The following is a 19,099-nucleotide window of genomic DNA, read 5'->3' on the forward strand; positions in this document are numbered from 1 at the left end:
AACCAATCTTCTCTAACTCATTGGCGTTCTGAAAGATTTCAGTTTTTATCTTCCTAAGAGGAATATGAACATCTAGATAGAGGACATTTATAGGGTCTCGTGTTTTGTTTTTATCTTCCTAAGAGGAATATGAACCGTTCTGCAGGGGGTCTTTTTCAATCTCCCTGTCCAGGTTTTTATCTTCCTAAGAGGAATATGAACCTATATGGACAGACTCCTATATCCGCTTCCTGTATGAAAGTTTTTATCTTCCTAAGAGGAATATGAACTTCCTCCCTTACCTCATCGTGATGCGCACACCTTTCTGGTTTTTATCTTCCTAAGAGGAATATGAACTTTTCTTGAAGTCTTCCTCTACTCTTTTTTTATATCGTTTTTATCTTCCTAAGAGGAATATGAACTGATAAAAAAGGAGTTCGTTGAAAAGCTGATGAAAAGTTTTTATCTTCCTAAGAGGAATATGAACCTTTACCTCGTGATGAAGGCGGGGGTAGGTATATCCGGTTTTTATCTTCCTAAGAGGAATATGAACTCTATACAATTTTATCTCTTTGAGGGTGTTGGCGCAGTTTTTATCTTCCTAAGAGGAATATGAACTGTCTTCTCTCCTATCCGCCTGCCGTTTTTGGGAATGTTTTTATCTTCCTAAGAGGAATATGAACTGCTATCACTTCCTTACCTCTGTATCTCGTACTCGATCGTTTTTATCTTCCTAAGAGGAATATGAACCTTGAGAAGGCTGCTGCACAGGCTGACGCATGGATCGGTTTTTATCTTCCTAAGAGGAATATGAACATGGTCGGGTCATTCCCCTCCTTGTCTCTGAACAACGTTTTTATCTTCCTAAGAGGAATATGAACCAGAACTCCTTCCACCTGTTCACCGCTGCTTTGAACGTTTTTATCTTCCTAAGAGGAATATGAACTGCGGTGTGATAGGTCACACTCCCACCTCACACAACGTTTTTATCTTCCTAAGAGGAATATAGTAGAATGGTGGAAAAATGCCAACTGTTACTCTATTCCTCACAAACAGCATACTAAAGCAATATTTTCTGGTTCATCGTTTTTGAAGATCCAGAAAGACCGATCGGAAGTTCGGAAAAAAAGAATATAAGGGAAAGATTCATAGAAATGCTCAAAACCTATGGGCTGGGTGCGAAGACGAATTATGGATATGGCCGATTCGATGATATTTTATGATAAGATTTAAAGAAATTGTGATACAATCTCAGGTAAGGATTCCGAACTTTTTGAGATCTCGAAGAGAACGTGCCACGAGCCTGGAAGGCTCTGGCCGTTCTTTTTTTTAGGTGGGGGGAACATGAAAAACGGACGCTTCGAGTTCTTGAAGAGGGTCTTGGGTTCCATTCAGAGTATTCGAGGGTTTGTCCTTTTTGAAAGTGTGGGCGGAGAACTTTCTGTGAAGACGTCGGTTGGGAAGGTGCCCCTCTTTTTCAAAGAAGGTTTTTCTTTCACAACGGATGAAATATTTGAGCTTCTCAAGTTCCAATGTGACACTGCCGTGGTATCCGTCATGAAGGACAGGGAATGGAGTAAAATGCTGGTACTCTTTCTTGAAAAACCCCTGGAAAAAGAGACGCTCTCTCTGATACAGTCTCTGATGTCTGTTTCAGAGTGCGAGGATCTTTTCTTCGATATGAAGGAACTGGAGTACATGGCCTATCATGATCCTCTGACGGGACTTCCAAACAGGCGCTATTTCTTCGAACTTGGGGGTAAGTATCTCGATATTGCAAAACGTGAAGACAAAAAGGTTTTCATCCTCTTTCTGGATCTTTCAGGTTTTAAGAAGATAAACGACACCTATGGACACCCCTTTGGTGACGAAGTGTTGAAGACCGTATCGAAGAGAATTCTTGATAGAATAAGAAAGAGCGATGTTATATCCCGCTTTGGTGGAGATGAGTTCACTCTGCTTCTGTACGATATGAAAGAAGACTACCTGGATTCTTTCCTGAAGAGACTCTTTTCCGCTTTCAAGATGCCTGTTAAAATAGGAAACACCGAGATCAGTGTGTCTGCCAATGTGGGAGTTGCAAGATTTCCAGAGGATGGAACGAATCTAGAAGAACTTCTGAAGATGGCTGACTCGAGAATGTACGAGGCAAAGAAGATGAAGATTCCATACGTTTTTGTTTGAAAGTACCGCTACTTTTCTATCAGGACACGGCTTCCCACTCCAAATCCATGCCTTTCGAAAAAACCTCTTTTCACTTCAAGAGCGTATCTGAACGGCTTTGGTGCGTAGTAAACCTTGCAGGGTTCTTTTTCGCATGGCTCCATCTCCTGAATGGAAAATACGATGCCGTTTCTGTCTATGAAGGCGATTTCGAGGGGAACGTAGGTGTTCTTCATCCAGAAGCCGCTTCTTGTATCTTCTTCAAAAACAAAGAGCATCCCGAAGTCATCCGGGATGCTCTTTCTGTACATCAGACCGATCGAACGAAAAAAAGGAGTGTTCGCTATCTCGACACGAAGTTTCAGAGATCTTTCTCCGTCAGTTATCACAATCTCTCCTTCTGGAAATTTCACCCTGTTTTCCCGGTTGGATACGACTATGATCACTGAGATTCCAGCCGCAATCAGTGCCAGAAGAAGTAATCTTCGAAGATTCAAGAACTTCACACTCTGTTTCACCTCAGTTCCAGAATGGTCTTCACTATGTAACTGTTGATGAGGCTTTCCAGGTATTCTTGCTTTCCAGATGGAAGTTCTATCGTTTCTTTGTCTATTATATACTCTTCAAGTTTTTCAAAATCCACTTTACCTTCGACGATGTCCCTTCCAATGCCCTCCCTGAAACTTCTGTACTTTTCTTCGATGAATTTGTCCAGAACACCATCCTTCACGAGTTTGTATGCCACCTTGAAACCGAGTGCAAAGGTGTCCATTCCCGCTATGTGCCCTATGAAGAGGTCCTCCACTTTGTAAGAAGCCCTCCTCACCTTCGCATCGAAGTTGAGCCCACCTTTTGTGAAGCCTCCCGCTTTTATCACTTCGTACATTGCAAGGGTTGTATCGTAGACGTTTGTTGGGAACTGATCGGTGTCCCATCCAAGAAGAAGGTCTCCCTGGTTTGCATCGATGCTTCCGAGTTTTCCAAGGATCCTTGCCATTCTCAGTTCGTGCTGGAAGGTGTGACCGGCGAGTGTGGCGTGGTTTGCCTCGATGTTGAATTTGAAGTATTCATCGAGACCGTGGCTCTTCAGGAAGGCATAGGCGGTTGCAACGTCGAAGTCGTACTGGTGTTTGGTGGGTTCTTTCGGTTTTGGTTCGATGAGGAACTGTCCGGTGAAACCGATCCTTTTTGCATAATCCACAGCCATTCTGAGGAAGCGGGCGAGGTTTTCAAGTTCGAATCCAAGGTCCGTGTTGAGGAGTGTTTCGTATCCTTCTCTTCCACCCCAGAAGACGTACCCTTCTCCTCCAAGTTCTTTGGTGATCTCAAGGGCTTTTTTCACCTGGGCGGCCGCGTACGCAAAAACATCAGCACTGCAGGTTGTCGCTGCACCATGCATGTACCTTGGGTGGGAAAAGAGGTTTGCAGTACCCCAGAGGAGCTTCACGTTGCTGTCTTTCATTCTCTCTTTGATTCTCTCCACTACTTTGTCCAAAATTTTGTTTGTCTCCCTCAGCGTTTTTCCCTCGGGAGCGATGTCTCTGTCGTGGAAGCAGAAGTACTCGATGTTGAGTTTTTCGCAGAATTCAAAAAGGGCGTCCACCCTTGCAAAAGCCTTGTCCATGGGATCGGTGTACCTGTTCCAGGGACGATCGGCCGTTGGGTCTCCGAAGGGATCCCTTCCCTCGTTCACGAAGGTGTGCCAGAAGGCAACGGAGAACTTCAGATGGTCCTTGAGGGGTTTGCCGTCGATGATCTCTTCTGGATCGTAGAACTTGAACGCAAGTGGATTTGTGCTTTCTTTGCCTTCGAACTGCACTTTCGGGATTTCTGGAAAGAATTCAGCCATGTGAACACCTCCCTAAATTTTTTCTATCAATCAATTATATAAAATTCCCTGGGGTCATTTCAAATATTTTTTTGGAGAGATATACTTGTACTTGGGAGGTGTTTCAGATGGAGATAACAAGAAAGATAGAAGAATTGAAAGACGAAATGGTAGATTCGCTGAAAAGGTTCATATCGATCAATTCGGTGAATCCAGTCTTCGGTGGACCTGGAGAGAAAGAGAAGGCCGACTGGCTGGAGGAACTTCTCAAAAAGATGGGATACACTGTTGAGCGTCATGACACAAAAGACCAGAACGGAATTTGGAGGTCGAATCTGCTTGCAATCATTCCCGGCAGGGACAGAAGCAAAACATTGTGGATAGTGACACACATAGACACCGTTCCACCAGGGGATCTTTCGCTGTGGGAAACGGATCCCTTCATCCCCGTTGTGAAGGATGACAGGGTGTACGGAAGGGGTGCTGAGGACAACGGCGGATCGATGATAGCTTCCATATACGCAGGAAAGGCTCTCATGGAACTTGATGTTGTTCCCGAGTATAACTTTGGTCTTGCACTCGTTGCCGATGAAGAGGCAGGAAGTGAGTATGGAATCCAGTATCTCATAGAAAAGGGTGTTTTCAGGCCAGACGACATGTTTTTGGTGCCCGATGCTGGAAACAAGAAGGGAGATTTCATAGAGATCGCAGAAAAAAGCATCCTTTGGTTCAAAGTGACGGTGAACGGAAAGCAGGGACATGCCTCAAGACCGAAGACCACGGAGAATGCCCTCAGAAAGGGAGCACAGATCATAACAGAACTGGATGAAACACTCCACAGGAAATTTTCAGAAAAGGATGAACTCTTCGATGAACCACTCAGCACCTTCGAGCCGACTCGATCGGAAAAGACCGTGGACAACGTGAACACAGTTCCGGGAAGGTTCGTTTTCTATTTCGACTGCAGAGTCCTTCCGCGCTACGATCTCGAAGACGTTCTGTCTACTGTGAAGTCTGTTCTCGATGGAAGAGGAGCAGAACTTGAAGTGGTGGTGAAGCAGCCGGCTCCGGATCCCACACCAGCCGATTCTGATCTCGTCGTGAAACTTTCGAGTGTTTTGAAAAGTCTAAGAAACCTGGAAGTCAGGGTTGGTGGTATCGGGGGAGGTACCTGTGCGGCTTTCTTCAGAAAAAAAGGCTGGCCCGCTGTGGTCTGGAGCACCATAGAGGAAACTGCGCATCAACCAAACGAGTACAGAAAGATATCCCACATGGTGGAAGACGCAAAGGTCTTTGCACTTCTTGGTGTTGAGAGGTGAAGGAATGCTAAGAACGATAGCGGACCATCTGATGGACATCGCTCAGAACTCGGTGAAAGCGGGTGCCAGGAACATAAAGATAACGATAGAAGAAACCGACGAATGGTTCACGTTCACCGTAGAGGACGATGGTCCGGGAATAGAGAATCCAGAGAAGGTGTTTGATCCGTTCTTCACAACAAGAGATCCCCGTTTGAGAAAGGTGGGGCTTGGACTTCCTTTCCTCAAGCAGGCAGCAGAACAATCTGGAGGCAAGGTCAGTCTGTGGACTCAGCCTGGGAAAGGAACGGTTGTGAAGGCCTCTTTCAACCTGAAAAGCGTTGACTGTCAGCCCATAGGGGATCTGGCAGGTACACTGGCGAGTCTGATCCTGTCTGATCCGAATGTGAACTGGTACGTGTTGAGAAAAAAAGACGGAAGAGGCTATGAAATAGACACCAGCAAGTTGAAAGAAGCCGGGTTGTGGGACCCGGAAAATCCAAGGTTTGCCTCCTTTCTTTTTGAGACACTGGAAAATCTTGAAGAGGACCTGAAGAGAGGTGAAGAAAAATGAGTGAGAAAAAGTTCGAACACTACTACACGGTGGAGCCCACATCGAAACTCAAGGTCAGAGAAGCAAAACTCGTGCTGAAGAATGGGCACGAGTATGTCTTCAAGACACCCTCAGGGGTGTACTCCTACGGTAAGATAGACAAGGCGACGAAGGTTCTCCTTGAGAACATGAAGGTTCACGGAAAAAAGGTGCTCGATCTGGGATGTGGGTACGGTGTGATAGGGATCGTTCTGAAGAAAGAATATCCAGATCTGGAAGTCTACATGAGCGATATAAACAAACGGGCGGTGGAGTTTGCCAAGATAAATGCAAAGGACCACAACGTAGAGGTCGAAGTGCGTTGGGGAAATCTTTACGAGCCATGGGAGGGTATGAAGTTCGACATGATCGTGTGCAATCCTCCCATAGTTGCCGGCAAAGAGGTATGGATGGAGATTGTGAGAAGGGCTCCTGAGTTCCTGGAAGATGGGGGAAGTCTTCAACTGGTGGCTTACCACAACAAGGGTGGAAGACGTATCAGAGAGTACATGAGAGAGATCTTTGGAAACGTAGAGGAACTTTGTAAAAGCGGTGGAATAAGGGTTTACAGATCCGTAAAAGGGCTGAAGGAAGATGAAGATATCGTTGAATGATGTTTCCTTCGGATACAACGGAAGACACGTTCTGAAAAACGTGAACATGGAATTCGAAACGGGGAAAATCTACATCGTTGTCGGAAAGAACGGTTCCGGGAAGACCACCTTACTGAAGGTGGTATCCGGTCTTTTAGAGGCAGAGGGAACCATCCTTATAGACGGAGAACCTGCCGATCCTCTCATGCTCAGAAGGAACGTTGGATACGTCTTTCAGAATCCGTCGTCGCAGATAATTGGTGCTACCGTTGAGGAAGACGTGGCCTTTTCTCTTGAAATACTCGGGATCGACAGAGATGAGATGCAAAGGAGAATAAAAAGGGTTCTCGAACTTGTGGGACTCTCTGGACTGGAAAAAGAGGATCCTTTGAACCTCTCTGGGGGTCAAAAACAGAGACTGGCCATCGCTTCCATGCTGGCACGCGATACACACTTTCTAGCAATGGATGAGCCCCTTTCTATGCTCGATCCACCCTCCCAGAGGGAGATATCAAAAGTGATAGAGGATCTCAAAAGAGAGGGAAAAGGAATCATCATTGCCACTCACGAACTTGAATACCTGGAAGATTTCGATGTGGTACTGCACATGAGAGATGGTACAATTGATTTTTGCGGAAGCTGGGAAGCGTTCATGGATAAAGGATTCGAAGATGTAGAAGTGCCGTTCAAGTGGAAACTCTGGAAAAAATTTGGAAAAGAAAGCAAATGGGAGGTAGAGGATGCGGATACTTTTGACGAACGATGACGGAATAAATTCCAAGGGAATAATACTGCTGGCGGAGTACCTTTCGAAAGAGCACGAGGTCTTCGTTGTGGCACCGGACAAAGAGCGAAGTGCGACAGGGCATAGCATCACCATACACGTTCCACTCTGGATGAAGAAGGTCTTCATAAGTGAAGACGTGGTGGCTTACTCCACAACAGGGACACCCGCAGACTGTGTCAAACTCGGCTACAACGTGATCATGGAAAAGAGAGTGGATCTTGTGGTGAGTGGGATCAATAGAGGTCCAAACATGGGTATGGACATCCTTTACTCCGGTACCGTTTCCGGAGCCATGGAGGGTGCCATGATGAACATACCATCGATAGCGATCTCCAGCGCAAGTTATGAAAGTCCTGATTTCGAAGGAGCGGCAAGATTTCTGATAAGCTTTTTGAAGGAGTTCGATCTCTCGCTCCTTGATCCCTTCACCATGCTGAACATAAACGTTCCTGTAGGTGAAATAAAGGGATGGAAGTTAACAAGACAGAGTCGAAGAAGGTGGAACGATTATTTCGAAGAGAGAATATCACCCTTTGGAGAGAAATACTACTGGATGATGGGAGAAGTGATAGAAGACGACGATCGAGAGGACGTGGATTACAGGGTGGTTCAGCAGGGATATGTCTCCGTAACACCCATACACCCGTTTCTCACCAACGAAGGTTGTCTCAGGAAACTCAGGGAGGTGTATGAATCGTGTACAGAGTGAGAGTCTTCGGAGATCCTGTTTTGAGAAAGAGGGCAAAACCCGTGACGAAGTTCGATGAGGCTTTGAAGCGAACGATAGAGAGGATGATAGAAACGATGTATCACTACGATGGAGTGGGACTTGCAGCACCCCAGGTTGGAATATCCCAGAGGTTTTTTGTGATGGATGTGGGAAACGGCCCTGTGGCGGTGATAAATCCCGAAATCCTCGAAGCCAGTCCTGAGACGGAAATAGCAGAAGAGGGTTGTCTGAGTTTTCCAGAGATCTTCGTCGAGATAGAAAGGAGCAAGAGAGTGAAGGTGAGGTATCAGAATGTTCGTGGGGAGTTCGTTGAAGAGGAACTGGAAGGATATCCTGCAAGGGTCTTTCAACACGAGTTCGATCACCTGAACGGGGTACTTATAATAGACAGGATAAAACCTGCAAAAAGGCTTCTTCTGAGAAAAAGGCTGATGGACATAGCAAAATCTGCCAGAGGATGAGGAGGGAATCACTGTGAAAAAATGGCTTCTGATTTTGGCTCTGGTCCTTCTTTTTTCCGTGGTCTTTTCCTTCTCTCCACCTGTTGATTCCCCACGTGTTTCAGCGAGTTTCGGTGAGTACAGAGGAAGTGGAAACAGAGGACCGCATTTTCACATGGGGATGGACTTCTCCACTGGTTTGAAAGAAGGCGTTCCCATCTACGCTTCTGAAAGAGGGTGGCTCGTCAGGCTCGAGATCGACAGAGACGATATATACGGCTACACGGTGGTTCTAGAACACGAAAACGGCTACAGAACGCTGTACGCTCATTTGAGTGGTTTTGCAAAGAAACTCGAAGTGATCGTGGAGTCTCTGAAAGAAGAGTTCGGAGACGTGAGGATTGTTGTGGAGTTCCCAGAAAAAGAGATCTGGTTTGAAAAGGGAGAAGTTGTGGGATACTCCGGTACTACCGGGGAAGCGCCCATACCACACGCACACTTTGAGATAAGAGACAAAAAAGAAGAAGTTTCTTACGATCCATCGAATTTCCTGAACCTTCAAAAACCCGTGGATGAAGATATCTTCCTGGAAAATCTGAAAATAGGAGACAACGTTTATGACTTCGTTGAAAACAGAACCTACCCGTTCACCGGAAACTTTCCAGTTCTTTCCATAAAGGCCTATTCTCGAGGATTCAACAACACTCTGGGGCTCAAGAAGATCTCTCTCTTGATGGAAGGAGAAGAGATCTATCAGATCTCCTTTGAACAGATTCCATGGTCTGAGTTCACAAATGTCTGGGGAGTGTACGACAGAAAGTCCGTATCGGCGGCGTACAGATTCGAACTCTGGTACAAACTCTTTCCAGAGACGTTTTCTTCGCTTGTGAAAGTCAACAAATTTCCGGAAATTGGAAAGTTCCCAGACTTTGCCAAGTACACCATCGTGCTGGAGGATATATGGGGTATGAAGAAGGAGTTTTCCTTCTATCTGCAAAGGAGGTGAAGTGGTGCTCTTTTTGTTCTTCGGGAAAAAGAAGAAGAATCTGGATAGGGATCCTTTCTACAGAGAAAAGGGGGCTCTGGTTGTTTACATAAAGTGTGATCGATGTGGAGAGGTGTTCAGAAGTCATCTGAGGCGGGGATACGACTTCATCGTGGACTATGACAATCCAGGCGTTCCTTACAAGATAGATAAACTCTACGTAGGCTCTAAATGTCCCAACAGAATCCATCTTGTTGCAACGTTCACATCTTCCTACAAACCGGTGTCGGTTTCCATCGAGGGTGGCAGTTTTATCACAAAAGAAGAGTATGAAGACGCTCAAAAACAATAATGTAATCTTCTTTTAAGGGAAGATATGATAAACTATCAAGGCTGTCATACGACCAGCGAAAGGAGGATGGGAAATGAGGAGACTTTTCACCAGTGAAAGTGTCACAGAAGGTCACCCTGACAAGGTTGCGGATCAGATCTCGGATGCCATACTGGACGCCATGCTCGAGCAGGATCCAAAGAGCAGAGTCGCCGTTGAAACGCTCGTTACCACGGGGCTCGTCATCGTAGCAGGAGAAGTTACAACGAGGGCGTACGTGGAGATACCAGATATCGTGAGAAAAACGATCCTTGAGATAGGATACACAAGGGCAAAGTACGGTTTCGATGGAGAGACGTGTGGAGTGCTCACAAGCATACACAGTCAGTCTCCAGATATAGCGCTCGGTGTGGACAAGGCACTCGAGGTGAAAAGTGGAGAAGAGGTAGCGGACGAACTGGAGGCACTGGGTGCAGGAGACCAGGGAATCATGTTCGGTTACGCCACAAACGAAACACCCGAATACATGCCGCTTCCAATCACGCTTGCTCACCGCCTGGCTATGAGACTTGCTGAAGTCAGAAAGAAGGGCATACTTCCATTTCTGAGGCCAGATGGGAAAACACAGGTGACGATAGAGTACGAGGACGACAAGCCGGTGCGTGTTGACACCGTCCTCATATCCACTCAGCACGACCCGGACATCTCCCAGGCGGATCTGAGAGAGGCGATCATCGAACACGTTATAAATCCTGTCATACCGGAAGAGTACAGAGATGATAAGATGAAAATTCTCGTCAATCCTACAGGAAGGTTCGTCCTTGGTGGTCCAATGGCGGACACGGGGCTTACCGGCAGAAAGATAATAGTTGATACCTACGGAGGATGGGTGCCCCACGGAGGAGGTGCCTTCAGCGGTAAAGACCCAACGAAGGTTGACAGATCGGCTCACTATATGGCAAGATATGTAGCGAAGAACGTGGTCGCCGCAGGTCTTGCTGACAAATTCCTCATACAGCTCTCTTATGCTATAGGTGTCGCAAAACCCGTTTCCATACTGATCGACACGTTCGGCACAGCGAAGGTTGACGAGGAAAAACTCCTCAAGGTGATCACCGAGATCTTCGATTTCAGGCCCGGGGCGATCATAAAGAAACTCAATCTACTGAGGCCCATTTACAGGAAGACAGCAGCTTACGGTCATTTCGGTAGAAACGAGGAAGAATTCACATGGGAAAAACTCGACATGGTCGATGAGTTGAAAAGAGCCTTCAACATGTGAGGGAGGGATTGAGTAGTGCCTAACACGAAATCTGCTAAAAAGAGGGTCAGGGTTTCTGAAAAAAGAAGACTGAGGAACAAAGCTTACAAGACCTTTTTCAAAAACAGAATAAAGGAAGTCATCAAGGCCATAGAAAACGGCGAGCCAAAAGAAGTGGTCCTGGAACTCGCCAGGAAAGCGCAGGCTGCCATCGATAAAGCGGTATCAAAGGGAGTCATTCACAAAAACCAGGGAGCGAGAAGAAAAGAAAGACTCTTCAAGAGAGTGAACGAGTACCTGAAGAGCCTGGAAGCAGCTGAAACGACTCAGGAGTGAATTTTTCCTCGACCTTGAAATCCAGCCCCCTCAGCGGGGCATTTCTGGTTTTAAAATTTGAGGAGGGATACCTATGGAAAGGGTGATAGGGGATTTTTTGAAACTGGTTGTCGAGAACTGGTACTTTTCCCTTCCCGCAGCCCTCTTTCTGATGTTCGCATCCAGGTACGTTGAACACGTTGCGTTTGCCGTGCTGGGATTTGTGATGGGAATCAACTTCGTTTTTCCTCTTCTGTCAAAAGTGGAATCCCTGAGTAGTTATCTTTCCAACGAGAATGTGCGAACGATCGTCATGGTGGCCGTTGGAGTTCTGACAGCGGTTGTGATATACGTTCTGTACAAGTACCTGGTCTTTCTGGCTGCTTTTGTGACCGTTTCTTTTCTTGCCTACTATGTGATAAACTTCATGGTGAATTCTTTCAACATACAGGATGTACAGTATATGAACTGGATAACGCTGGGACTGTCCGTTCTGATAGGCTTTCTTGCAGGAATCACAGCGTACAGAAAAGAAAAAGACTTTGCGAGAATGCTTTCGGTGATAGTGGGGGCCGCTGTTTTGGCCGCTCTGGTCCTTCATTATCTTTCCGGGATGTTCGGCATGGAGTTTCGCCCAGAAAGCTTTTTTGAGAACAAATCGATGGTGCTCTTCTATGTTTCGCTCTTTCTTCTGTTTCTGTTCGTTGCCTCCTGGTACACGTTCAGGAAAAGACCTTCTCCAAAATCCGAATTGTAATGTTAAAATAGTATAGAAATCACATGAAAGGAGGTGTACCCCTCTCAGGGGGATTGAAAATGGCGAAGAAGAAGATCCTGGTTGTCGACGATGACCCTGCAATTTTGGAACTGGTAGGATACAACCTGGCAAAGGAAGGCTACGACGTTCTGAAGGCGTACGATGGAGAAGAAGCGCTGAAACTTGCCAACGAAGAAGACGTGGACATGTTCATCGTGGATATTATGCTTCCGGGAATGGACGGGTTCGAACTGGTAAGAAAGATCAGATCTATGGAAAAATACAGAAACACTCCGGTTATCTTTCTGAGCGCAAAGGGTGAAGAGTTCGACAAGGTTCTTGGATTGGAACTTGGAGCCGACGACTACATAACGAAACCCTTCAGCGTGAGAGAGCTTCTTGCAAGGGTGAAGGCTATATTCAGAAGACTGTCTGCTGCCGTGCAGAGCAAGGAGGAAAGACCCAAAAAGATCACTGCAAAGGATCTCGAGATCGATGTGGAGAAATACGAAGTGAAAGTGAGAGGAAAGAAAGTGAACCTCACACCTCTGGAATTCGAACTTCTGAGGTTTCTGGCAGAAAATGAAGGAAAGGTTTTCAGCAGGGATGTGCTTCTCGACAAGCTGTGGGGGTACGACTACTACGGTGACACGAGAACGGTCGATGTGCACATCAGAAGGTTGAGAACGAAGATAGAAGAAGACCCATCGAACCCGAAATACATCATCACCGTTCGTGGAAAAGGTTACAAGTTCAGAGATCCTGGAAAGGAAGAATGATCCATGGAACTGTTTTTGATCGTCGCAGGAGTCCTGCTGTTTGCCTTGCTTGTTTTCTTTTTCAGAAGGAAGTTATCTGAGTACAGGATATTCATAAAAAAAGTGGCGGATATGCTGGGGGAAAAGGATGTTCCCCCACTTTATCTTTTCGAGCGTTTGAAAAAGTACATCGACAATCTGAAAGACAGAATCGCTCGCGTGGAAGTCAGCCGGGACAATTTTCTCACCATACTCAACAGTCTCAGTGAACCCATATTCATCCTCGACAGAGAGGGGAACATCACATTTTTGAACGAAGCTGCTCGAAGGCTCGTTCAGGATAGAATCAGTCCTGAGGGAAGACGCTACTATGAGATATTCGAGGATTACTACATAAACGAAATGGTCGAGGAAACAATAAAAAGCCTGGAACCACAGGAAGGAACACTGGTCACATACATAGAAAACGACAAGAAGTACTTTCACGTGAAGGTGATTCCCGTCGATCTGAAAAGCGGTGACAAGATCTTTGTCATTCTCTTCCACGATGTGACGAAGGAAAGGAAACTGGATGAGATGAGACGTGAGTTCATCGCAACGGTCTCTCATGAACTCAGAACACCTCTCACTTCCATCCATGGATACGCGGAAACACTGCTGGAAGACGATCTCGAAAACAAAGAACTCGTCAAAAGATTTCTCAAGATCATTGAAGAAGAATCAGCACGCATGACACACCTTATAAACGACCTGCTGGATCTTGAAAAGATGGAAGAAAGTTCTGTTGAGTTTGAGATGAAGGAACTCGATCTTTGTGAAGTGGTGGATTACGTTTACAGGATAGTTCAGCCCATCGCGGAAGAAAACGAAGTGGAACTCGAGATCGATTGCGAGAATGTTACAGTCAAAGGAAACAAAGAAAGGCTCATCCAGATGCTTCTGAACCTCGTGGACAACGCTGTCAAGTACACTTCCCTCAAGGAAAAAGGAGAAAAGAAAGTCTGGGTTAGGGCTTACGATACACCCGATTGGGCCGTTATAGAGGTGGAAGATACGGGACCCGGTATTCCAAAAGAGGCCCAGAGCAGGATCTTTGAAAAATTCTTCAGAGTGGACAAGGCAAGATCGAGGAAAATGGGAGGCACTGGCCTTGGCCTCACCATAGTGAAGACGATTGTCGACAGGCACGGTGGAAAGATAGAAGTAGAAAGCGAGGTCGGACAGGGTACACTCATGAGGGTGTATCTGCCCAAGGGTAGGTGATGACATGAGGGCTTACGATGTTATTCTGAAGAAAAGAAACGGTGAAAAATTGTCCAGAGAAGAGATAAAGTTCATGGTGGAAGGATTCGTGAGAGGGGAAATACCTGACTACCAGATGGCGGCGTTTCTGATGGCGATCTTTTTTCGCCATCTGGACGAGGAGGAGACCTACTATCTCACCGAAGTCATGATGAGATCAGGAGAGGTTCTGGATCTTTCGGAAATACCTGGAAAGAAGGTTGACAAGCACTCAACTGGAGGTGTTGGGGATAAGACCACCCTCGTCGTTGCTCCACTCGTTGCCTCCTGCGGGGTTCCCATTGCGAAGATGTCTGGGCGAGCCCTTGGACACACGGGAGGAACAATCGACAAATTGGAGTCTATACCGGGATTCAGGACGGAGCTTTCCATAGATGAATTCGTTGAAAACGTAAAAAAATACGGCATAGCGATTGTGGGACAGACGGGAAATCTTGTCCCTGCGGACAAGAAAATATACGCTCTGCGTGATGCCACAGCAACCGTTGATGAACTCTCGCTGATCGCATCGAGTATTATGAGCAAAAAACTTGCTGCTGGGAGCGATGCGTTCGTTCTGGACGTGAAGTTTGGAACGGGTGCGTTCATAAAAGACATTGAAGAATCCAGAAAACTTGCCGGCTTGATGCTGGAAATAGCAAAACGCCATGGTAGAAAAGCGGCCGCTGTTCTTTCGAACATGAACCAGCCGCTGGGACGTTTCATAGGAAACTCTCTGGAAGTGATAGAGGCTATAGAGACCCTCAAAGGACGCGGCCCAGAGGATCTGGTAGAACTTTCGATCACCCTTGGTGCTTTGATGCTCGAACTTGCGGGAGTTTCTGAATTTGAAAATGGAAAGAAGATATTGAAGAAAAAGATCGAAACGGGGGAAGCCCTCGAAAAGTTCCGTGTACTCATAAAAGCACAGGGTGGAGATGAGAGAGTGGTTGACGATCCATGGAAGTTTTTGGCCGTTTCGAAGAAGATAGAGGAGTTCAAAGCCGAAAGAGATGGATACGTATCCTTCATAGACACCGAAAAGGTGGGAACGGCTTCCATGCTTTTGGGTGCTGGAAGAAAGAAAAAAGAGGATAGAATAGATCACAGCGTGGGAATAGTTGTTGAGAAGAAACTGGGAGACTTCGTGGAAAAAGGAGAAACGATCGCAAGGCTTTATGTTTCAGAAAAGAGCGACCTGGAAAGTGCTATGAAACTTCTGAAGGAAGCATATGTGGTGTCTGATACTCCACCAGAGCCATTCAGAGTGGTAGAAGAGGTGATCAAATGAAACAACTGATGTTCATCTTTCTCCTTCTTGCCTGTCTTTCCTTTGCTTCATACGTGATTAGCGGAAAAGAAGCATTTCCTGTAAGAAGTGTTTTCAGGGACGGTGTCTACTACGTTTACGTGGAAGATCTTTCACCGGTTGGTGTTGGTTACATACACGCAAACGGTTACCACTACGTTGTCTACGATGATCATGTGCTCTTTGTGAAAGAGAAAGAAACGGTACTGGATTTTGTGAAGAAACTCTCCCCACCTCTTTTTCTGGAAGGAAAACTCCTTCTTCCAATCGATGCTGTGAAAGAGTTGATGGAAGGCTTTCAGGTTTACACAAAAGGAGAAAACGTGCTCATCTACAACTCCCTGCCGATACTTCTTTCCGCCACAAAAGAAAAAGACAGGATAGTCATCTCTTACACGGGTGTTCTCGTGCCGGACATGGTGGAAGTTGAAAAGAGCATGGGCAGGGTCGTCTTGAAGATCTCCCCTGTGGTGGAAAACATTCCCGTGGTCTCAGAAGGAATAGAGGTGAAGCCGGGGAAAAATGAGATCACCATCATCACTAGCATCGGAAACTTCTACCCAGATGTGAGGTTGACTTTTGAGAAGAATCGCCTCGTCTGCCAGCTGGCGTTGATCGAGGGGTTTTTCGGGAAACTTGAGATAGCCGATGGTGTTGTGTTCGAACGTAAGATAGAAGAATTCGGAAAGGGAGAAAAAACGGTTGTGAACTACCTGATCATGGACCCAGAAAAGGTCGAGGTGAAACCCGTCATAGCCGAAAAGGGCTTTGGTTCACTTGAAAAACTGGACGATATGGTAAAGAGGGTCGGTGGTGTGGCTGGTATAAACGGAAACTATTTTGATCCTGTGACGAAGTTTCCCATTGGCCTTGTCGTGATAGATGGGAAGCCCTATTCTACGATGTTTTCCGGAAGACCCATTTTTGCGATCACCGAAGAAGGAGACGTGTTCATAGGAAGGGTGCTTGTGGATGTCACCTTGACGGTGAACGATGTGCTCTTTCTCGTCAAGGGAATCAACACGCTCGGAGAGGGAGAAGTGCTGGTTTACACGAAGGAGTTCTCAGGCACGATTCCGAAAAAGGATGACAAGTTGTATTTCGTCGTGGAAGGAAACACGGTGAAATATCTTGGATACAAAGAAAAGGCAGAAGGCTCAGAAAGTGTGATAGCCGTTTCGAGGAAATACGAAACCTACCTTTCCAACTTGAAGATAGGAGACAGGGCTTATCTTTCGATTCAGCCGAATCTGCCGATTCGAATAAGACAGGCGGTGGAGGGAGGGCCTCTTCTGATTCAAAATGGTGCTCCGATTCCAGATGCCCAGGAAGAAAAGGCAAGATACGGTGGTGGAATCGCCTATGCAAAGGCACCGAGAACGGTCGTTGCTACAAAAAATGGAAAGCTTTGGTTTATCGTCTTCGAAGGTTATAATCATATAACGAGAGGGTTGAACTATGATGAACTTGTTGATTTTCTTCTTTCCAGAGGGTTCGAAGATGCCATGTGTGTCGATGGGGGAAGTTCTTCGGTAATGGCGGTGGGCGGAAACCTCTTTGGAAAAGCAGAAAACAGCACGGCAGCCATACCTGTGGGGATCGTTGTTTGGGAGAAAAAAAGCACGGAGGTGGGTGAGTGATGGGAGACATCCGGAATGTGAGAACAGCAGCTTTGATAGGTCACAACGGGTCTGGGAAATCTTTGCTTCTGGCTCGTATTCTCTACAAGTTGAATATGATCGACAAACCAGAAACAAAGTATGTGGACTACGATCCTGTTGAGGAAGAGAAAGGTGCGAGTTTTTCCTCCCATGTGGCATCTTTTGAATGGAAGGGCAAGAGAATGTTTTTGATAGATACTCCGGGGTTTGCAGATTTCATCTCTGAAGTCATAAATGCGATCTTCGTTGCGGAAAACGTCGTATCAGTAGTGAACGCTGTGGCGGGTGTGGAGATACAGACGGAGAGGACCTGGAACCTGGCCGAAGAAATGAAAAAACCCATCATGGTGTTTGTGAACCAGATGGACAAGGAAAGAGCAAACTTTGACAACGTCGTTGCGGAGTTGAAGGAAAGGTTCTCAAGAAAAATACTGCCCCTTGTTGTTCCAATCGGTGCAGCAGAGAATTTTGAAGGTGTTGTTGATCTTCTCAAGAAGAAGGCCTACAGATACAACGGAGAAGAGCCGGTGGAAGAAGATATGCCATCTGAGTTCGATGAATTGAGATCAGAGATCCTCGAGGACATAGTGGAGCAGGACGAAGAGCTCATGATGAGATACCTCGATGGAGAAGAAATAGGATACGACGAACTCGTGAAAGTTCTCAAAGAAAGCTACAGAAAAGGTGAACTGGTACCTGTGATAGCAGGTTCTGCTCTGAGCGGAATCGGCGTTGATGTGCTTCTGGACTATCTGGAAAACATAGGTGTCTCTCCGGCAGAGGCGAGTCCCTACAGGGCAACGATGGAAGATGGTAAAGAAGTAGAGATACCTTTTTCTGAAGAAGAACCTTTCTGTGCCTACATCTTCAAATCTGTTGTTGACCAGTTCGTTGGAAGAATAACCTTTGCAAAAGTCATAGCGGGCACTCTGAAGAGTGGAGACACCATCGTCAACGTTCAGAAAGACACCTCGGAAAAGGTCGGACATGTTTATCTTCCTGTTCTCAAGCAGCAGAAAGAAGTCGAATCTGTTGGACCTGGCGAAATCGTGGTACTTTTGAAACTCAAAGAGGGTGCTGTTGGAGAAACACTGGCCCACAGGGATAGAAGGGTGAAGATAATCGCTCCTTCTTTCCCGGAGCCCATGTTCTCTCGTTCTGTTCATCCAAAGTCCAAGTCGGACATCGACAAGATCAGCGGTGGATTGTCCAGACTCTCCGACTCCGATCCTACTTTCGTGTGGGAGTACGATCCGGAGACTGGTGAAACGGTGATCTCTGGTCTTGGTGCGATGCACCTTGACGTTATGGTGGAAAGACTGAAGAAAATCTTCGGAGTCGATGTTGAGGTAGGAAGACCGAAGATCGCCTACAGAGAAACGATCACAGCAACAGCCATCGCAGAGCACAAACACAAGAAACAAACGGGTGGTCACGGTCAGTATGGACACGTGAAGATACAACTGGAACCTCTGCCAAGAGGTCAGGGGTATGAATTTGTTGACAAGATCGTTGGAGGTGTGATCCCCAGAAACTTCATTCCTTCCGTTGACAAAGGTGTCAGAGAAGCGATGAAGAGAGGTGTCCTTGCAGGCTATCCTGTTACGGACGTCAGGGTCATCCTCTTCGATGGTTCCTATCACGAAGTGGACTCCTCCGACATTTCGTTCCAGATAGCAGCGATACAGGCCTTCAAGAAAGGAATGGAAGCGGCAAAGCCTGTGATACTTGAGCCGATCATGGAGGTAGAGGTCTTCGTCCCAGAAGAAAACGCAGGAGACGTGATGGGTGAGATCTCCAGCAGAAGAGGAAGACCTCTTGGTATGGAACCCTCCGGCAAGGGCATGGTGAAGGTAAAAGCGGAAGTTCCCCTTGCAGAGATGCTAGACTTTTCCAACAAACTTTCTTCCATCACCAGCGGAAGAGGTTACTTCACCATGAGATTCCAGAGGTACGAGATAGTACCTCCGAACATTCAGGAAAAGATCATCGAAGAGAGAAGAAGAGAGATGCAGGAACAGGAGAAATGAT

Annotated in this window: 19 protein-coding genes and 1 CRISPR repeat array (1 of these 20 only partly in view); of the genes, 17 read left to right on the plus strand and 2 right to left on the minus strand. The window is 46.4% G+C overall.

The features are described 5' to 3' along the window. A CRISPR array of direct repeats spans window positions 1-990; the repeat unit is 29 nt; unit sequence GTTTTTATCTTCCTAAGAGGAATATGAAC; it begins 880 nt to the left of the window's first position. A gap of 333 nt (window positions 991-1,323) precedes the next feature. Then, on the plus strand, window positions 1,324-2,163 hold the full coding sequence (locus CTN_RS03545; protein WP_015919213.1) for a GGDEF domain-containing protein: 840 nt from the start codon (window positions 1,324-1,326) through the stop codon (window positions 2,161-2,163). Between the two features lie 8 nt (window positions 2,164-2,171). On the opposite strand, the gene CTN_RS03550 is transcribed toward CTN_RS03545, so the two are convergent. Both CTN_RS03550 and xylA read right to left on the minus strand, forming a co-directional pair. Then, window positions 2,172-2,648, minus strand: coding sequence for a DUF192 domain-containing protein (locus CTN_RS03550; protein ID WP_231555999.1), 477 nt, complete (start codon window positions 2,646-2,648; stop codon window positions 2,172-2,174). Between the two features lie 8 nt (window positions 2,649-2,656). Beyond that, window positions 2,657-3,991 carry a xylose isomerase gene (gene xylA, locus CTN_RS03555; RefSeq protein ID WP_015919215.1) on the minus strand — a complete coding sequence of 445 codons (1,335 nt, stop codon included), beginning with the start codon at window positions 3,989-3,991 and terminating at the stop codon, window positions 2,657-2,659. 107 nt (window positions 3,992-4,098) lie between these two features. Between xylA and CTN_RS03560 the strand changes: the two genes are divergently transcribed. From CTN_RS03560 to fusA, 16 genes are all read left to right on the plus strand, one after another. Then, window positions 4,099-5,289 carry a M20 family metallo-hydrolase gene (locus tag CTN_RS03560; protein ID WP_038067045.1) on the plus strand — a complete coding sequence of 397 codons (1,191 nt, stop codon included), beginning with the start codon at window positions 4,099-4,101 and terminating at the stop codon, window positions 5,287-5,289. Between the two features lie 4 nt (window positions 5,290-5,293). Beyond that, complete coding sequence (locus tag CTN_RS03565; protein WP_038067049.1) at window positions 5,294-5,842, plus strand: ATP-binding protein; 549 nt, start codon at window positions 5,294-5,296, stop codon at window positions 5,840-5,842. Beyond that, the gene (locus tag CTN_RS03570; protein WP_015919218.1) at window positions 5,839-6,474 is read left to right on the plus strand and encodes a class I SAM-dependent methyltransferase; all 636 of its coding nucleotides are present in this window, start codon (window positions 5,839-5,841) and stop codon (window positions 6,472-6,474) included. The genes CTN_RS03565 and CTN_RS03570 overlap by 4 nt, the downstream gene beginning before the upstream one ends. After that, window positions 6,455-7,219, plus strand: coding sequence for an energy-coupling factor ABC transporter ATP-binding protein EcfA1 (ecfA1, locus tag CTN_RS03575; protein WP_015919219.1), 765 nt, complete (start codon window positions 6,455-6,457; stop codon window positions 7,217-7,219). The genes CTN_RS03570 and ecfA1 overlap by 20 nt, the downstream gene beginning before the upstream one ends. After that, on the plus strand, window positions 7,194-7,949 hold the full coding sequence (gene surE / locus CTN_RS03580) for a 5'/3'-nucleotidase SurE (RefSeq protein ID WP_015919220.1): 756 nt from the start codon (window positions 7,194-7,196) through the stop codon (window positions 7,947-7,949). The genes ecfA1 and surE overlap by 26 nt, the downstream gene beginning before the upstream one ends. Continuing rightward, window positions 7,937-8,431: a peptide deformylase gene (gene def, locus CTN_RS03585; RefSeq protein WP_015919221.1), complete on the plus strand. Its 495-nt coding sequence runs from the start codon at window positions 7,937-7,939 to the stop codon at window positions 8,429-8,431. Before surE ends, def begins: the two co-directional genes overlap by 13 nt. A 13-nt stretch (window positions 8,432-8,444) precedes the next feature. Continuing rightward, entirely contained in the window at window positions 8,445-9,416 is a 972-nt protein-coding gene (locus CTN_RS03590; RefSeq protein WP_015919222.1) for a M23 family metallopeptidase, read from the plus strand. A 4-nt stretch (window positions 9,417-9,420) separates the two neighbouring features. Continuing rightward, on the plus strand, window positions 9,421-9,747 hold the full coding sequence (locus CTN_RS03595; RefSeq protein ID WP_038067053.1) for a hypothetical protein: 327 nt from the start codon (window positions 9,421-9,423) through the stop codon (window positions 9,745-9,747). 73 nt (window positions 9,748-9,820) lie between these two features. Continuing rightward, window positions 9,821-11,008, plus strand: a complete 1,188-nt coding sequence (gene metK / locus CTN_RS03600) for a methionine adenosyltransferase (protein WP_015919224.1) — start codon at window positions 9,821-9,823, stop codon at window positions 11,006-11,008. Between the two features lie 15 nt (window positions 11,009-11,023). Continuing rightward, on the plus strand, window positions 11,024-11,323 hold the full coding sequence (gene rpsT / locus CTN_RS03605; RefSeq protein ID WP_015919225.1) for a 30S ribosomal protein S20: 300 nt from the start codon (window positions 11,024-11,026) through the stop codon (window positions 11,321-11,323). Window positions 11,324-11,396: 73 nt separating this feature from the next. After that, window positions 11,397-12,059 carry a hypothetical protein gene (locus CTN_RS03610; protein WP_015919226.1) on the plus strand — a complete coding sequence of 221 codons (663 nt, stop codon included), beginning with the start codon at window positions 11,397-11,399 and terminating at the stop codon, window positions 12,057-12,059. 59 nt (window positions 12,060-12,118) lie between these two features. Next, window positions 12,119-12,838 (plus strand): response regulator transcription factor, encoded by a 720-nt coding sequence (locus tag CTN_RS03615; protein ID WP_038067057.1) that lies wholly within the window; start codon window positions 12,119-12,121, stop codon window positions 12,836-12,838. Between the two features lie 3 nt (window positions 12,839-12,841). After that, window positions 12,842-14,080, plus strand: coding sequence for a sensor histidine kinase (locus CTN_RS03620; protein WP_015919228.1), 1,239 nt, complete (start codon window positions 12,842-12,844; stop codon window positions 14,078-14,080). 4 nt (window positions 14,081-14,084) lie between these two features. Continuing rightward, entirely contained in the window at window positions 14,085-15,389 is a 1,305-nt protein-coding gene (locus CTN_RS03625; protein WP_015919229.1) for a pyrimidine-nucleoside phosphorylase, read from the plus strand. Continuing rightward, complete coding sequence (locus CTN_RS03630) at window positions 15,386-17,047, plus strand: phosphodiester glycosidase family protein (RefSeq protein ID WP_015919230.1); 1,662 nt, start codon at window positions 15,386-15,388, stop codon at window positions 17,045-17,047. Before CTN_RS03625 ends, CTN_RS03630 begins: the two co-directional genes overlap by 4 nt. Next, window positions 17,047-19,098, plus strand: coding sequence for an elongation factor G (gene fusA / locus CTN_RS03635; protein ID WP_038067078.1), 2,052 nt, complete (start codon window positions 17,047-17,049; stop codon window positions 19,096-19,098). Before CTN_RS03630 ends, fusA begins: the two co-directional genes overlap by 1 nt. Window position 19,099: the final 1 nt, after the last annotated feature.

Origin of the sequence: Thermotoga neapolitana DSM 4359 (genome assembly GCF_000018945.1) — a bacterium.
Taxonomy (GTDB): domain Bacteria; phylum Thermotogota; class Thermotogae; order Thermotogales; family Thermotogaceae; genus Thermotoga; species Thermotoga neapolitana.

What these genes read in the sequence shown, in the direction of transcription:
- CTN_RS03560 (WP_038067045.1), top strand. Translation starts at nt 4,099, where the DNA reads ATGGAGATAACAAGAAAGATAGAAGAATTGAAAGACGAAATGGTAGAT.
- metK (WP_015919224.1), top strand. Translation starts at nt 9,821, where the DNA reads ATGAGGAGACTTTTCACCAGTGAAAGTGTCACAGAAGGTCACCCTGAC.
- CTN_RS03625 (WP_015919229.1), top strand. Translation starts at nt 14,085, where the DNA reads ATGAGGGCTTACGATGTTATTCTGAAGAAAAGAAACGGTGAAAAATTG.
- fusA (WP_038067078.1), top strand. Translation starts at nt 17,047, where the DNA reads ATGGGAGACATCCGGAATGTGAGAACAGCAGCTTTGATAGGTCACAAC.
- surE (WP_015919220.1), top strand. Translation starts at nt 7,194, where the DNA reads ATGCGGATACTTTTGACGAACGATGACGGAATAAATTCCAAGGGAATA.
- CTN_RS03610 (WP_015919226.1), top strand. Translation starts at nt 11,397, where the DNA reads ATGGAAAGGGTGATAGGGGATTTTTTGAAACTGGTTGTCGAGAACTGG.
- CTN_RS03620 (WP_015919228.1), top strand. Translation starts at nt 12,842, where the DNA reads ATGGAACTGTTTTTGATCGTCGCAGGAGTCCTGCTGTTTGCCTTGCTT.
- CTN_RS03570 (WP_015919218.1), top strand. Translation starts at nt 5,839, where the DNA reads ATGAGTGAGAAAAAGTTCGAACACTACTACACGGTGGAGCCCACATCG.
- CTN_RS03545 (WP_015919213.1), top strand. Translation starts at nt 1,324, where the DNA reads ATGAAAAACGGACGCTTCGAGTTCTTGAAGAGGGTCTTGGGTTCCATT.
- CTN_RS03630 (WP_015919230.1), top strand. Translation starts at nt 15,386, where the DNA reads ATGAAACAACTGATGTTCATCTTTCTCCTTCTTGCCTGTCTTTCCTTT.
- xylA (WP_015919215.1), bottom strand. Translation starts at nt 3,991, where the DNA reads ATGGCTGAATTCTTTCCAGAAATCCCGAAAGTGCAGTTCGAAGGCAAA.
- ecfA1 (WP_015919219.1), top strand. Translation starts at nt 6,455, where the DNA reads ATGAAGATATCGTTGAATGATGTTTCCTTCGGATACAACGGAAGACAC.
- CTN_RS03565 (WP_038067049.1), top strand. Translation starts at nt 5,294, where the DNA reads ATGCTAAGAACGATAGCGGACCATCTGATGGACATCGCTCAGAACTCG.
- CTN_RS03615 (WP_038067057.1), top strand. Translation starts at nt 12,119, where the DNA reads ATGGCGAAGAAGAAGATCCTGGTTGTCGACGATGACCCTGCAATTTTG.